The organism is Brevibacterium sp. (genome assembly GCF_031179145.1).
Taxonomy (GTDB): Bacteria; Actinomycetota; Actinomycetes; order Actinomycetales; family Brevibacteriaceae; genus Brevibacterium.
This window is the reverse complement of the sequence record NZ_JAPSIB010000002.1, coordinates 192519-207182: the sequence shown is the minus strand read 5'-3', so window position 1 is coordinate 207182 and position 14664 is coordinate 192519. Positions and strand designations below refer to the sequence as shown.

General features: G+C 67.6%; 13 protein-coding genes and 1 riboswitch. Of the genes, 11 read left to right on the top strand and 2 right to left on the bottom strand.

Features of this window, described 5'->3' with window-relative positions:
- Positions 1 to 22: 22 nt before the first annotated feature.
- Positions 23 to 131: riboswitch (TPP riboswitch) on the bottom strand.
- 121 nt (positions 132 to 252) lie between these two features.
- Positions 253 to 792, bottom strand: coding sequence for a DUF4916 domain-containing protein (locus RIT73_RS02905; protein WP_309130550.1), 540 nt, complete (start codon positions 790 to 792; stop codon positions 253 to 255).
- A 232-nt stretch (positions 793 to 1024) separates the two neighbouring features.
- Here RIT73_RS02905 and RIT73_RS02900 point away from each other — a divergent pair, with 232 nt between their 5' ends.
- From RIT73_RS02900 to proC, 9 genes are all read left to right on the top strand, one after another.
- Positions 1025 to 2521: an MmgE/PrpD family protein gene (locus RIT73_RS02900; RefSeq protein WP_309130549.1), complete on the top strand. Its 1497-nt coding sequence runs from the start codon at positions 1025 to 1027 to the stop codon at positions 2519 to 2521.
- Positions 2521 to 3426: a methylisocitrate lyase gene (prpB, locus tag RIT73_RS02895; protein ID WP_309130548.1), complete on the top strand. Its 906-nt coding sequence runs from the start codon at positions 2521 to 2523 to the stop codon at positions 3424 to 3426. The genes RIT73_RS02900 and prpB overlap by 1 nt, the downstream gene beginning before the upstream one ends.
- Complete coding sequence (locus RIT73_RS02890; protein ID WP_309130547.1) at positions 3423 to 4544, top strand: bifunctional 2-methylcitrate synthase/citrate synthase; 1122 nt, start codon at positions 3423 to 3425, stop codon at positions 4542 to 4544. Before prpB ends, RIT73_RS02890 begins: the two co-directional genes overlap by 4 nt.
- A gap of 12 nt (positions 4545 to 4556) precedes the next feature.
- Positions 4557 to 5393 (top strand): enoyl-CoA hydratase/isomerase family protein, encoded by an 837-nt coding sequence (locus RIT73_RS02885; RefSeq protein WP_309130546.1) that lies wholly within the window; start codon positions 4557 to 4559, stop codon positions 5391 to 5393.
- A gap of 60 nt (positions 5394 to 5453) precedes the next feature.
- A complete protein-coding gene (locus RIT73_RS02880) occupies positions 5454 to 6428 on the top strand; it encodes a Ppx/GppA phosphatase family protein (RefSeq protein ID WP_309130545.1) in 975 nt (324 codons plus the stop codon).
- A complete protein-coding gene (locus RIT73_RS02875) occupies positions 6425 to 8146 on the top strand; it encodes a glycerol-3-phosphate dehydrogenase/oxidase (RefSeq protein WP_309130544.1) in 1722 nt (573 codons plus the stop codon). Before RIT73_RS02880 ends, RIT73_RS02875 begins: the two co-directional genes overlap by 4 nt.
- Positions 8147 to 8215: 69 nt before the next feature.
- Positions 8216 to 9748 (top strand): glycerol kinase GlpK, encoded by a 1533-nt coding sequence (gene glpK, locus RIT73_RS02870; RefSeq protein ID WP_309130543.1) that lies wholly within the window; start codon positions 8216 to 8218, stop codon positions 9746 to 9748.
- A gap of 42 nt (positions 9749 to 9790) precedes the next feature.
- Positions 9791 to 10774 (top strand): sugar phosphate isomerase/epimerase, encoded by a 984-nt coding sequence (locus tag RIT73_RS02865; RefSeq protein WP_309130542.1) that lies wholly within the window; start codon positions 9791 to 9793, stop codon positions 10772 to 10774.
- Position 10775: 1 nt separating this feature from the next.
- Entirely contained in the window at positions 10776 to 11609 is an 834-nt protein-coding gene (gene proC, locus RIT73_RS02860; RefSeq protein ID WP_309130541.1) for a pyrroline-5-carboxylate reductase, read from the top strand.
- Between the two features lie 24 nt (positions 11610 to 11633).
- On the opposite strand, the gene RIT73_RS02855 is transcribed toward proC, so the two are convergent.
- Complete coding sequence (locus RIT73_RS02855; RefSeq protein ID WP_309130540.1) at positions 11634 to 12515, bottom strand: LuxR C-terminal-related transcriptional regulator; 882 nt, start codon at positions 12513 to 12515, stop codon at positions 11634 to 11636.
- A gap of 114 nt (positions 12516 to 12629) precedes the next feature.
- Between RIT73_RS02855 and RIT73_RS02850 the strand changes: the two genes are divergently transcribed.
- Together RIT73_RS02850 and RIT73_RS02845 are read left to right on the top strand one after the other, a co-directional pair.
- Positions 12630 to 12971 carry a DUF485 domain-containing protein gene (locus RIT73_RS02850; RefSeq protein ID WP_309130539.1) on the top strand — a complete coding sequence of 114 codons (342 nt, stop codon included), beginning with the start codon at positions 12630 to 12632 and terminating at the stop codon, positions 12969 to 12971.
- Positions 12968 to 14593: a cation acetate symporter gene (locus tag RIT73_RS02845; protein WP_309130538.1), complete on the top strand. Its 1626-nt coding sequence runs from the start codon at positions 12968 to 12970 to the stop codon at positions 14591 to 14593. Before RIT73_RS02850 ends, RIT73_RS02845 begins: the two co-directional genes overlap by 4 nt.
- The last annotated feature ends 71 nt before the right edge of the window (positions 14594 to 14664 follow it).

Sequence of the window (14664 nt, the reverse complement as noted above, 5' to 3'; positions counted from 1 at the left end):
ATGCCTCCTGGGTGTCAGGAGGGGTGGAAGAGTCTCGACTTCCTTCGGCGGTGCTAACCGCATCAGGTTCGAGGGTCTGCAGCTTCTCCTGCACTCTCAGCGCCCCGGATGGCGCTCCCCTGTCGTGGTCACCACTGTACAACAGCGCCGGGGCCAGGGAGTGTGATGCCGGTCTCAGGGAGTGGGCGTCGAGCCAGAGCCCCGCCTCGGCGCCTCAGATCGAGAAGCCAAGGTCAGATGAAGAAGCCCAGGTCAGATCGAGAAGCCCAGGTGCGTGAGCGCGGCCTTGAGGATGTGGACCTGCCCGTGGCCGAGCTCCCCGGCGATGTCCGCGCGCAGTGTCTCCTCCGGAGTCAGCCAGTCCAGGCACAGGGCATCGGCCCGCGGGGTGCACTCGCCGCGGACCTCCATGATGAAGCACATCGCGATCGCGTGCTGACGCGGATCGTGGAGGACGGAGGTGCCCTCGGTGGGGAAGTACTCGGCGATGTGGAACGGGGCGATCGCCGGAGGGATGACCGGCAGCGCCATCGGCCCCAGGTCGTTCTCGGCATGCCGCATCAGCGCCGCCCGGATGCTCTCGTGGTACCGGATCCGCCCACCGACGATCTCCCGGCCCAGGGTGCCGTCGTCGAGGGTGCGCAGCAGGAGCCCGATCCGCTCGACGTTGCCGGCCTCGCCGACGCGAACCGGGACCGCGTTGACATAGGGAATCGGCAGCTGCCGTCGCAGCCGTGCCAACTCTGCGTCCTCGAACCAGTTCTCGTCATAGTCCAGTGCAGTCCGGGTCATGGGGGCAATGATTCCACACACTGTGCCGGGGAAGAAGAGCTCGAATCCCGGTGACCGGCCTGCAGCGAGCGGAATCCGCCGGGCACCCCTGGTCGCGACAGCGCCGCCTCGGGTAAAGTATCTCGATGTCAAGATAAAATTGTGGCCCGACCGATGTGGGTCGGTGGCGTGGCCTAGAGTTGTGCCAACCACTCTTAGGCCTTTGCGGTCAGGGACGATGAAGGGGTTACCCATGATTGATCATGAAGTTCGCACGTACAAGAGCTCGGAGGAACTGGCGCGCGAAGACCAGCTCGCCTGGAAGATCGCGGAGGTGGCCTCGGACCCCGTGCCCGTCGACGACGACGTCACGGACATGGTCATCAACCGGATCATCGACAACGCCTCCGTCGCCGCCGCCTCGGTGCGCCGTTCGGCTCCGGCCCACGCCCGTGAGCAGGCGCAGGCCCACCCCTACAGCCCCGGCGCAACCGTCTTCGGCCTGCCGCTGGGTGAGCGCTTCTCCCCGGAATGGGCGGCCTGGGCCAACGGTGTGGCCGTGCGCGAACTCGACTTCCATGACACCTTCCTCGCCGCGGAGTACTCGCACCCCGGCGACAACATCCCTCCGATCCTCGCCGTGGCCCAGCACAAGGGCGTCGATGGAAGGGATCTCATCAGCGGCATCGCCACCGGCTACGAGATCCAGGTCGACCTGGTCAAGGGCATGTGCCTGCACGAGCACAAGATCGACCACGTCGCCCACCTCGGCCCCTCCGCGGCCGCCGGCATCGGAACGCTGCTCCACCTGCCCACGGAGGTCACCTTCCAGGCGATCCAGCAGGCCCTGCACGTGACCACCGCGACCCGCCAGTCCCGCAAGGGCGAGATCTCCTCCTGGAAGGCCTACGCTCCGGCCTTCGCCGGGAAGATGGCCGTCGAAGCCGTTGACCGGGCGATGCGCGGCGAAGGCGCCCCGAACCCGATCTACGAAGGCGCCGACGGCTTCATCGCCTGGATCCTCTCGGGCCCCGAAGCCCGCTACACGATCCCCCTGCCGGGCAAGGGCGAGTCCAAGCGCGCCATCCTCGACACCTACACCAAGGAGCACTCGGCCGAGTACCAGGCCCAGGCGCTCATCGACCTCGCTCGCAAGCTCGGCGGAGAGATCGAGGACCTGTCGACGATCAAGCGGATCGTCATCCACACCTCCCACCACACCCACAACGTCATCGGCACCGGGGCGAACGATCCGCAGAAGATGGATCCTGGTGCCAGCCGGGAGACCCTCGACCACTCGATCATGTACATCTTCGCGGTCGCCATGGAGGACCGCGGCTGGCACCACGAGGACTCCTACGCCCCCGAGCGCGCCTCCCGCCCCGAGACCGTCGCCCTGTGGCACAAGATCGAGACCACCGAGGACAAGGAGTGGACCCGCCGCTACCACTCGACCGATCCGAACGAGAAGGCCTTCGGCGGACGCGTGGAGATCGAGTTCGAGGACGGCTCCACCCTCGTCGACGAGATCGCCGTCGCCGACGCCCACCCCTTCGGCGCCCGCCCCTTCGTCCGCGCCAACTACATCGAGAAGTTCCGGACCCTGACCGCGGGCATCCTCGCCGAGGCGGAGGCGAATCGGTTCCTCGACCTCGCCGAGAATCTTCCGAACCTCGACGCCCAGGGAGTTGCCGAGCTCAGCTTCACCGTCGACGGACTCGAGCACACCGGCTCGAAGGGCATCTTCTGATGCTGGGCGCGACGACGACAGCCGCCGAACGGAGGGTGAAATTCCGCGAGCTGCTGGCCGGAAATGAGATCGCCGCGTTCCCCGGCGCCATCAACCCGATCAACGCTCAGATCATCGAGCAGATCGGCTTCGAGGGCGTCTACATCTCCGGCGGTGCGTTCTCCGCAGCACAGGGCCTGCCCGACATCGGGCTGACCACGCTCACCGAGGTGGCCGACCACGGACGCGCCATCGCGCGGGTGACGAACCTGCCGACCTTCATCGACGCCGACACCGGCTGGGGTGAGGCGATGAACGTCGCCCGCACCGTCCAGGAGTTCGAGGACGCCGGGATCTCGGGGATGCACCTCGAGGATCAGGTCAACCCCAAGCGCTGCGGCCACCTCGACGGCAAGGAGGTCGTCACCGTCGCCGAGATGACCAAGCGCATCGCAGCCGCGGTGAAGGGACGGCGGGATGAGAACTTCGTCATCTGCGCCCGGACCGACTCCCGGGCCGGTGAGGGCCTCGAGGCCGCGATCGACCGCGCCAAGGCCTACGCCGACGCCGGGGCGGACATGATCTTCCCGGAGGCCATGGCCGATCTCGGCGAGTTCGAGCGGTTCGCCTCGAGCGTCGACGTGCCGATCCTGGCGAACATGACCGAATTCGGCAAGAGCGAGCTCTTCACCACCGAACAGCTCGCCAACGCCGGCGTCAAGCTCGTCATCTACCCGGTCACGACCCTGCGCCTGGCTATGGGCGCCATCAAGTCGGGGCTGCAGACGATCCGGGACAAGGGCACCCAGGTGGACCTGCTCGAGGGAATGCAGACCCGAGCCGACCTCTACGACACCATCGACTACGCGTCCTACAGCGAATTCGATGCAGCCGTTTTCAACTTCTCACAGGAGGGTCACCAGTGACCGAAGAAATCAAGAAGGGCCTGGCCGGCGTCGTCGTCGACACCACGGCCGTCTCCAAAGTCGTTCAGGAGACCAACTCCCTGACCTACCGCGGCTATCCCGTCCAGGAACTCGCCGCCAAGCGCCGGTTCGAGGACGTCGCGTACCTGATCTGGAACGGCGAACTGCCGACCGAATCGCAGCTCGAGGAGTTCAAGGCGCGCGAACGCTCCCAGCGGGCCATCGACGAGCGCCTCGTCCAGCTCATCCTCGACCTGCCGAAGGACTGCCACCCGATGCACGTCGTGCAGACGGCCGTGGCCTACCTCGGTGCCGTCGACCCCGAGGCCGACACCGAGGGTGAGGAGGCGAACCTCGCCAAGGCCGAGCGCCTCTACGCACACCTGCCGACGATCGTCGCCATCGACCACCGCCGTCGCCACGGACTCGAGCCGATCGCGCCGAGTGCGGACCTCGACTACGCGGAGAACTTCTTCCACATGGTCTTCGGCGAGGTTCCGGCCGAGGAGGTCGTGCGCTGCTTCGACATCTCGATGATCCTCTACGCCGAGCACTCGTTCAACGCCTCGACGTTCACCACCCGCGTCATCACCTCGACGACCTCGGACCTGTACTCCGCCGTCGCCGGCGGCGTCGGCGCGCTCAAGGGACCCCTGCACGGCGGTGCCAACGAAGCCGTGATGGCGATGCTCGAGGAGATCGGCACCGCCGACAAGGCCTCCGCCTGGATCGACAAGGCGCTGGCGGAGAAGAAGAAGATCATGGGCTTCGGCCACCGGGTGTACAAGAACGGCGACTCCCGGGTGCCGACGATGCGCAAGGCCTTCGAGGACATGGTCGAGGTCAAGGGTGCAACCGACCTGCTCGACCTCTACAACACCTTCGAGGAGGACTTCGTCTCCCGGAAGGGCATCTACCCGAACCTCGACTACCCCTCGGGACCGGCCTACCACCTGATGGGCTTCGACACCGAGCAGTTCACCCCGATCTTCGTCATGGCCCGCATCACCGGCTGGACCGCCCACATCATGGAGCAGCAGGCGTCGAACGCCCTGATCCGCCCGTTGAGCGCCTACGACGGCGAAGACCAGCGTGAGGTTCCCGCCGAGCGGGGCTGAGGAGGTTCACGCATGACCGGTCACGGTTCCTTCCGTCCGGTCGATCTCGAGGGTTTCGACTTCACCGTCATCGGTGGGGTCGGGACCCTCGTCCTCGATCGGCCCGAGAAGCGCAATTCTCTGTCGCGGGCGATGTGGCGGCAGCTGCCGGAGATCATCGCCGGCGTCGACGCCGACGACTCGATCGGGGCGCTCGTGATCACCGGAGCCGGCGGGCACTTCTCCGCAGGTTCCGACATCGCCGACCTCAACGTGCCCCTGGCCGACTTTTGGGAGCTCAACTCCACCGCCGAGGCGGCTGTTGCGAATGCGCGGACCGTGACGATCGCGGCGATCGAGGGCAGCTGCGTGGGCGGCGGCACCGAGATCGCCGCCGCCTGCGATATCCGCATCGCCGCTGAGGGTTCGATCTTCGGGGTCACCGCGGCGAAGCTCGGTCTCGTCTACCCGCCCGGACCGACGGATCGGCTGGCCGCCGTGCTGGGGAAGTCGTGGGCCAGGTACCTGCTGGTGACGGCGTCGATCGTGCCGTTCGAGCAGATGGAGCGCCTCGGCTTCTTCCACCAGGTCTCCTCCGCTCCCCGGGAAGCGGCACAGGAGCTGGGGGAGCGGATCGTCGGCCTGTCCCGGCTCAGCCAGACCGGTGCGAAAGCGGTGCTGAACGGTGAGTTGAGGGAGACCGGGCTCGCCCAGGCGGAGCTGCCCGGTGAGCCGAGGGAAGAGCGGTTCAGCCCGCCCGAGTGGCTCGACGCCGCCTACCGCTCCGAGATCACCCGCGGCCAGGACGCCTTCTTCGCCAAACGCGCACCCGAGTTCGGCTTCCACGCCACGGATTGGCGCAACAGGTGACGGCGCTCGGTCGCCCGCTGCTCGACCGCGAGGCCTCGGCGGTGAGGTTAAACTGAGCAGATGCGCCTAGCAGTCCTGGACATCGGATCCAACAGCGTTCACCTCCTCGTCGTCGACGCCCATGTCGGTGCCCCGCCGCTGCCGGCGACCTCGCACAAAGAGGTCCTGCGGCTGGCCGAGTACCTCGACGAGAACGGGGCGATCGACGACTACGGTCAGCAGCGGCTGCACAGCTTCATCGCCGAGGCCGTCGAGATCGCCGAGGACCAGGGCTCGGAGCAGATCCTCGCCTTCGCCACCTCGGCGATCAGGGACGCCCCCAACGGACTCGAGCTCATCGAAGCGATCAACCGGCAGCTCGGAGTGACGCTCAACGTGATGTCGGGCAAGGACGAGGCCCGGGTGACGTTCCTCGCCGCCCGCCGCTGGTTCGGCTGGTCGGCGGGCAAGATCCTGCTGCTCGACATCGGCGGCGGCTCACTCGAAATCGCTGCCGGTCAGGACGAGTACCCGCAGGCCGCGGCGTCCGTGCCGCTGGGTGCGGGACGCACCTACTCCGACTTCATCCCCGACCCGCTGCCCAGCCCCGACGACATCCACCGCCTGCGCAAGCACGCGCGGTCGCAGATCGGCCGGATCGCCGGGGACATCAACCGGGTCGGCAGACCCGACCAGGTCGTCGGCTCCTCCAAGACGTTCCGGTCGCTGGCCCGCATCGCCGGTGCCGCACCCAGCGGCGACGGGATCTACGCCCCGCGCAAACTCTTCCGCCGCGATCTGGCCGGGATCATCGACACCCTGGCCGCCCGCACCCCGGAGGAGCGGGCGACGCTGCCCGGAGTCTCCGAAGCCAGGGCCGGGCAGGTGCTGGCCGGGGCGATCGTCGCCGAGGCGGCCTTCACGATCTTCGACGTCAGCGTCATGAGTATCTCGCCGTGGGCTCTGCGCGAGGGCATCATCATGCGCAAGCTCGACCTGCTCGACTCGGCGGAGGCCACCTCGGCGATGCGCAGTGAGCGGGTCATGACCACGTGAGGAACGACGAGCTCGCCCCGGCCTCCCGCGCCGCCGCACTCGCGGCGCTGGCGGCGACCACCCCGGACGACCCCCTCGACGTGTTCGTCGTCGGCGGTGGGGTGACGGGAGCCGGAGCCGCCTTCGACGCCGCCACCCGGGAACTGCAGGTCGGCGTCGTCGATGCTCACGACTGGGCGTCGGGCACCTCGTCGCGGTCGTCGAAGCTCATGCACGGCGGACTGCGCTACCTCGAGATGCTCGACTTCAAACTCGTCGCGGAGGCCCTGCGGGAGCGCGATCTCCTGCTCACCCGGACGGCCCCTCACCTCGTCGAACCCGTCGCCTTCGTGTTCCCCTTCGAGAACCGCTTCATCGACCGCGCATTCATCGGCTCCGGGGTGCTCCTCTACGACACGATGGCGACCCGCCCCGGTCGGAAGCGAGCCGTGCCCCTCCACCGGCACCTGAGCCGCAAGGCCCTGGCCGCCCACGTCCCCGGCTTGGCCGAGGACGCCGCCGTCGGAGCCCTCGAATACTACGACGCGAAGGTCGACGACGCCCGGTTCGTCATGACCCTCGTCCGTTCGGCAGTCAGCTTCGGCGCCCGCGCGGCCAACCATGTGCGCGTCATCGACTACCTCCACTCCGGTGAACGGGTGAGCGGCGTGCGCGCACGTGACGAGCTCACCGGCGAGGAGTTCGACATCCACTCCCGGCGCACGATCCTGGCCGGGGGAGTCTGGACCGAGGAGCAGCAGGACCTGGCGAAAGCCGACTCCGGGCTGACTGTGCTCGCCTCGAAGGGCATCCACATCACCGTCGCCCAGGAGAGGATCAGCGCCGCCCCGAACACCGGCATCATCTCGAAGACTGAGAAGTCCGTCCTCTTCATCATCCCCTGGGACGGCTATTGGGTGATCGGAACCACCGACACCCCGTGGGAGGAGGACGTCGACGCCCCCGTCGCGACCGCCGCCGACATCGACTACGTACTCGACCACGCGAACGCGGTCCTGCGCGAGAAGCTCGATCGCGACGACGTGATCGGCGTCTACGCCGGCCTGCGGCCCCTGCTGCAGTCGGTGGTCAGGGACGGGGTCGCCTCGACCAAGGTCTCGCGCGAGCACACGGTGATGGAGGTCGAGCCGGGACTCGCGGCGATCGCCGGCGGGAAGTTCACCACCTACCGGGTGATGGCCGAGGACGTCGTCGACTTCGTCCTCGGGGACGAGGCGGCCGAACGGCCCACACTCACGGAGACGGTGCCCCTCCTCGGCGCCCAGGGGGTGGCCTCCCTGCGCCGCCGGCAGGCCGAGATCGCCGGCCGGTACGGCCTCGACGAGGATCGGGTCAAGCGGCTGATCCGTCGCTACGGAACCCTGGTCGAGACCGTCCTCGACCTCATCGAGACCCATCCCGAACTTGCCCGCCCCCTCCCCGGGGCCGAGCGGTATCTGGGCGCCGAAGCCCACTACGCAGCGGCCGCCGAGGGGGCAGTCCACCTCGGCGACGTCCTGGAGCGGCGGATGCGCCTGAACTACGAGGTGCGGGACCGGGGGAAGGCCGCCGCCGAGGCGGTCGCCGAGATCATCGCCCCCGTCCTCGGCTGGGACGCCGAGACCCGGCAGCGGGAGGTGGGCGCATTCCGAGCCCATGTCGACGCCCAGCTGGCGGCCGAGAAGACCCGCGACGATGCCTCCGCCGCGGCGCTGGTGACCGCTACACTGCGACAGTAGACACCAGACAGTGGACAGCGGACGGCGACGACAGGGGAGTCAGCGCCAACACGACAGGGAGAAGACGCGGTGATCCAGGAGAAGTACATCCTCGCCATCGATCAGGGCACCACCTCGTCGCGGGCCATCGTCTTCGACCACGACGGGCAGATCGTGTCGGTCGGGCAGCTCGAGCACGAGCAGATCCTGCCCCGCGCGGGCTGGGTCGAACACGACCCGGTCGAGATCATCGACAACACGAACGAGGCGATCGGACAGGCGCTGACCCGGGCCAAGATCAACCGGCACCAGCTCGTTGGGGTCGGGATCACCAACCAGCGCGAGACCACCGTGGTATGGAACCGGAGAACTGGCGAACCCGTGTACAACGCGATCGTCTGGCAGGACACCCGCACGCAGAGGATCTGCGAGGAGCTGGGAGGCGATGCCGGCGCCGATCGGTTCAAGGACCGGGTCGGTCTGCCGCTGGCCACCTACTTCGCCGGCCCGAAGGTGAAGTGGATCCTCGACAACGTCGACGGTGCGCGCGCCGCCGCCGAGGCGGGTGAGCTGCTCTTCGGGACCATGGACTCCTGGGTGATCTGGAACCTCACCGGCGGGGTGAGCGGCGGCCTGCACGTCACCGACGTCACCAACGCCTCCCGGACGATGCTGATGAACATCGACACCCTCGACTGGAACCACGACATCGCCGCGGAGATGGGCATTCCCGGGTCGATGCTCCCGGAGATCCGGTCCTGCTCCGAGGTCTACGGCTACGGGGCGAAGAACGGGTTGCTCATCGACACCCCCATCTGCGGCATCCTCGGCGACCAGCAGGCGGCGACCTTCGGGCAGGCCTGCTTCGAGAAGGGGCAGGCGAAGAACACCTACGGCACCGGCAACTTCATGCTCATCAACACCGGCACCGAACCCGTGCCCAGTGAGAACGGACTGCTCACGACGGTGGCGTACAAGCTCGGCGACGAGGAGGCGGTCTACGCCCTCGAAGGGTCGATCGCGGTCACCGGCTCCCTCGTCCAATGGCTGCGGGACAACCTCGGGATCATCAGCGAATCCGCCGAGGTCGAGATGCTCGCGAAGCGGGTCGGGGACAACGGGGGCTGCTACATCGTGCCGGCGTTCTCCGGCCTCTTCGCCCCGCACTGGGAGTCCGACGCCCGTGGCGTCATCGTCGGGCTGACCCGCTACGTCAACCGGAACCACATCGCCCGGGCCGCCCTGGAATCGGTGGCGTTCCAATCCCTGGAGGTGCTCGAGGCGATGAACCGCGACTCGGGCGTCGAACTCACCGAGCTCAAGGTCGACGGGGGCATGGTCGGCAACGAGACGCTCATGCAGTTCCAGGCCGACCTCCTCGGCGTGCCGGTGATCCGACCCCAGGTCGTCGAGACCACGGCGCTGGGCGCGGCCTACGCCGCCGGCATCGCCGTGAAGTACTGGGAGGGTGAGGACGATGTGCGGGCGAACTGGGCCGAGGGGCGGCGGTGGCTGCCGCAGATGGACGCCGAGAGCGTCGCCCGCACCCGCCGGCTGTGGACGAAGGCCGTGGAGAAGTCGAAGGGCTGGGTCGACGAGGACGTCGAGGAGCTCCAAGGCTGACGCGCATCGCCGGACGCGCTCGCGGGGATTAAAATAGGCGACGTGAGCAAGTCAAAGCGCAAGGTTTTCACCGCCAAGAACTCGGCGCGGTCCAATTCGCGCCGACACCGGGAGTATTTCGCCAACCGCGCGGTGTACGAGCACGAGGTTCACCACATCTCCGACCATCCGATCCGGATCGGCCTCTCCAGCTCCTCGGTCTCCCCGATGACCGTGGAGGAGACGTTCACCCAGGCCGCGGCGCTCGGCTACGACGGCGTCGAGATCATGGTCACCCACAACGCCGAGACCCGCGACGTCGACCTGATCACCGGCCTCGCCGCCGACACCGGCCTCGAGGTGATGTCCATTCACGCGCCGACTCTGCTCTTCCTGCCCCGCGTCCTGCACAAGGACCATTGGGAGAAGCTGCGGATCACCGCCAACCTCGCCAAGGACGTCGGGGCCACCACCGTGGTGCTCCATCCGCCGTTCCGCTGGCAGGGCGAGTACGCGAGGGGGTTCGTCGACGGGGTCCGGCAGGTGTCCGAGGAGACCGGGATCGTCCTGGCGGTGGAGAACATGTATCCCTGGCGCGCAGGACTGCGCGAGATCCTCGTCTACTACCCCGATTGGAACCCGCTCGACGAGGACTACGACGCGATGACCTTCGACTTCTCCCATGCCTCGACGGCGGGGATGAACGCCGTGGAGACGGTCAAGGAGATCTTCGACCGTCTCCGCCATGTCCATCTCACCGACGGCTCGGGATCCCTCAAGGACGAACATCTCGTGCCCGGCACCGGGAACATGCCGGTCGCCGAAACCCTGCAGTACCTCGCCAAGCACAACTGGTCGGGTGATATCGTCGTCGAGGTCAACACCCGGTTCGTGGCCAAGAAGGCGACCCGGGAGCAGATGTTGGCGGACTCGCTGGCATTCGCGAAGCGGCATCTGGGCCTCAACGGGCCTCCCGACGCGCACCGCAGTCACGTCAGCACACGCAAGTCGAGCCCGGCGAACAGGCCGGATCCGAAAGGAATCTGATTTGACCATCATCGCCTCCATCGGCACGGGAAACATGGGCAGAGCCCTCCTCACGGGGATCCTCGACCACGACCCGGGCCTCGACGTCCGCGCCACCACCAACTCGTCCGCTTCCGCGCAGGCCCTGTCGAGCGACCTCCCGAACGCGGCGATCACCTCGGTGGAGGAGGATCCGGAGGCCAACCGGAAGGCCGCCACCGGCGCTGACTTCATCTTCCTCGGCGTCAAGCCGTGGATGATGGCCGAGACCGTGCGCGACCTCGCTCCCGCGCTCTCACCCGACACCGTGCTCGTGTCGATGGCCGCCGGGGTCGCCACAGCCGACCTCCAGCGGCTCGCTCCGGGCAGCCCCATCGTGCGGATCATGCCGAACACGCCCAGTGCGATCGGCCACGGCGTCATCGCCCTGGCCCCCGACGACTCCGTCACCGAGGCGAACGCGTCGACCCTGCAGGAGCTCCTGTCCGGTGCCGGCCTCGTCGTTCCGATGCCGGAATCCGACATCCCCGCCATGACCGGGATCTCCGGGTCCGGGGTCGCCTACTTCTTCCTCCTCGCCGAGGCGATGATCGACGCCGGAGTGAAGCTGGGGCTGAGCGAGGAGACCGCCAAGCAGATGGTCGTCGCCACCGCCGACGGCGCAGGTCGACTGATGACGCACAACCCGGACCCCGCGTCGCTGCGCAAGTCCGTGAGCAGCAAGGGAGGGACGACGCTGGCCGCCCTCGACACGTTCATCGACTCCGGGATCTTCTCCATCGCCGAGGCGGCGGTGAAGGCCGCCGCGGACCGCTCCCTGGAGATGGAGGCCGAGAACGCAGCCTCGGTCGGCTGAGCTCGGGCTGACCTGCGCTCCTGCTCAGGGCAGGACGCCGACGGCCCTCGCGCGGGAGACGGCCTCGTGCCGGGTTCCCGCGCTGAGCTTGACCATCGCCGTGTTGAGGTAGGACTTCACCGTCGACTCGCGCAGTCCGAGCGCCTCGGCGATGCGGCCGTTGGGCCAGCCCAGGGCCACGTGGGAGAGGATGTCGACCTCTCGCGGTGAGAGCCGCACCGATGGGGCGGTCGCCGGCTCGGGACCGGCAGCTTGCGCGGCGAGGATGTCGGCCAGTCGGCTCTCGACCGCGGCCAGCCTGTCCCGGGTCTGGTCGTCGATGACGCCGGACCTGATCGCACGCAGCTCGGCATAGGTGTGACGCAGCGCCTCCCGGCTCGAGGTGTCGAGACCCGCGTGCAGGTCGGCCGCACGCGCCGGAGGCGCAGTCGCGACGGGACGGCCCAGGCGGCCGAGGTCCTCCGACAGCTGCCGGACGCGGCGCACGAGGTCGCCCGTGTGCGGGGCTGCGACGTCGAAGCCCATTCGGTGACCGCAGTAGACCATCCCGGTGACCTCGCCCCCGTAGAGGGTGGGCACAGCGATGAGCACTTCGATCCCCTCGCCGAGGATCTCTTCGTCGTAATGATGAGTGATGTACGGGTCGACGCCGTAGTCCCTGGTCAGCTGAGGCGTGCCTTCGGTCATCGCACGACCGCCCAGTCCCTTGCCGGTTCCGACGATGAGCTGGCCGAGGCGGCCGTCGTTGCCGCCGGCCACCGCTTCGACCGACACAGCGCCCTCTTCGACCATTCCGCCGAAGACGACGTCCCCGGTTCCGGCACGATGAAGGGACTCGATCGCCTCGGCGAACAGTCGGCGGGATTCGGCCTTCAGCGCCCGATCCTCTTTCGTCATGGCAGGCATGCGTCCGAGATTACCAACTTTCGGAGGTATTCGTTGAGACCGCTTGACGGTTAGCTGGAGCTCAAGTGACACGAGTCACACGCACTCTGCGGATACGCGAATGGAGAAACAACGATGTCCGACCATGCCCGCGCTCCCATCGATTTCCTCGCCGAGGAGGAGAATCCGGAGTTCAAAGCGCTCAAACGCAAGAGATTCTCGATCGTCGTCCCACTGTCGATCGCGTTCCTCGCCTGGTACTTCCTGTACGTCATTCTCAGCACCTACGCCCACGACTTCATGTCGACGAAAGTCGTGGGACTCATCAACGTCGGGTTGATCCTCGGGCTGCTGCAGTTCGTCTCGACCTTTGCCATCACGATGTTCTACGTCTCGTTCGCCAACAACAAGCTCGATCCTCCCGCAGCGGAGATCCGCGACCGGCTCGAACGCGAATCCGAGGGAGTTCAGCCATGACTCTGACAGCCAGCCTCGTCTCCCAGGCGACGACCGAGGTCGAGAACAACCCGGTTCTCAACATCGCGATCTTCGCCGCTTTCGTCGCGGTCACGATGTTCATCGTCCTGCGTGCGAGCAGGAACAACAAGACCGCTTCCGACTACTACGCCGGCGGTCGGTCGTTCACCGGCCCGCAGAACGGTTTCGCGATCGCCGGTGACTACCTCTCGGCGGCATCGTTCCTCGGCATCTGCGGTGCGATCGCGGTCAACGGCTACGACGGATTCCTCTATTCGATCGGCTTCCTCGTCGCCTGGCTGGTGGCGCTCCTGCTCGTCGCGGAGCTGATGCGCAACACCGGCAAGTTCACCATGGCCGATGTGCTCTCCTTCCGTCTCAAACAGCGTCCGGTCCGGATGGCCGCCGCGATCTCGACCCTGGCGGTGTGCTTCTTCTATCTCCTGGCGCAGATGGCCGGCGCCGGCGGTCTCGTCTCCCTGCTCATGGGCATCGACAGCAAGCTCGGACAGTCGCTCGTCATCGCCGTCGTCGGCACGCTGATGATCATCTACGTCCTCGTCGGCGGAATGAAGGGCACCACCTGGGTGCAGATCGTCAAGGCGATCCTGCTCATCCTCGGCGCCGCGGCAATGACGGTGTGGGTGCTCGCCCTCAACGGATTCAACCTCTCGACGCTGCTCGGGGCGGCAGTGGACAACGCGGCTGCGGGGGTGGGCGAAGGCGTCCTCAACCCCGGGCTGCAGTACGGCGCGAACCCGCTCGACTTCATCTCCCTGGCGCTGGCGCTGGTGCTCGGCACCGCCGGTCTCCCGCATGTGCTCATGCGCTTCTACACCGTGCCCACGGCCAAGGAGGCCAGGCGGTCCGTCGTCTGGGCGATCTGGCTCATCGGTGCGTTCTACCTCTTCACCCTCGTGCTCGGCTACGGTGCGGCGGCTCTCGTCGGCGCCGAGACGATCAAGAACGCTCCCGGCGGAGTGAACTCCGCGGCACCGCTGCTGGCGCTCTACCTCGGCGGGCCGATCCTCATGGGCTTCATCTCGGCGGTCGCGTTCGCGACGATCCTCGCGGTGGTGGCGGGGCTGGCGATCACAGCGGCGGCGTCGTTCGCCCATGACATCTACGCCAACTACATGAAGAAGGGCAAGGTCGAGGACCCCGACGCGGAGGTGAAGATCGCGCGCCGGACCGTCATTGTCATCGGTGCCGTGGCCATCATCGGCGGCATCGGCGTGCAGGGGCAGAACATCGCGTTCCTCGTCGCGCTCGCCTTCGCCGTGGCCGCGAGTGCGAACCTGCCGACGATCATCTACTCGCTGTTCTGGAAGCGGTTCACGACCCGCGGGGCCGTGTGGTCGATCTACGGCGGACTCGGCGCGGCGGTCCTGCTCATCGCGTTCTCGCCCGTCGTCTCCGGCAATCCCGACGCGATGATCCCGGGCGCCGACTTCGTCCTCTTCCCGCTGAAGAACCCCGGCATCATCTCGATCCCGCTCGGGTTCATCCTCGGTTGGCTCGGGTCGGTCACCGACCGGACCATCGAGAGCCCGGAGCTGGCCGCCGAGATGGACGTCCGCGCCCACACCGGCTTCGGCGCCGAGAAGGCCGTCGAGCACTAGACCGGCGGGCGGCTTCGCGGCGCGGTCCGGCGGCGCCGGCAGTGTGATCGATTCACCCTGCCGGTGCCGCC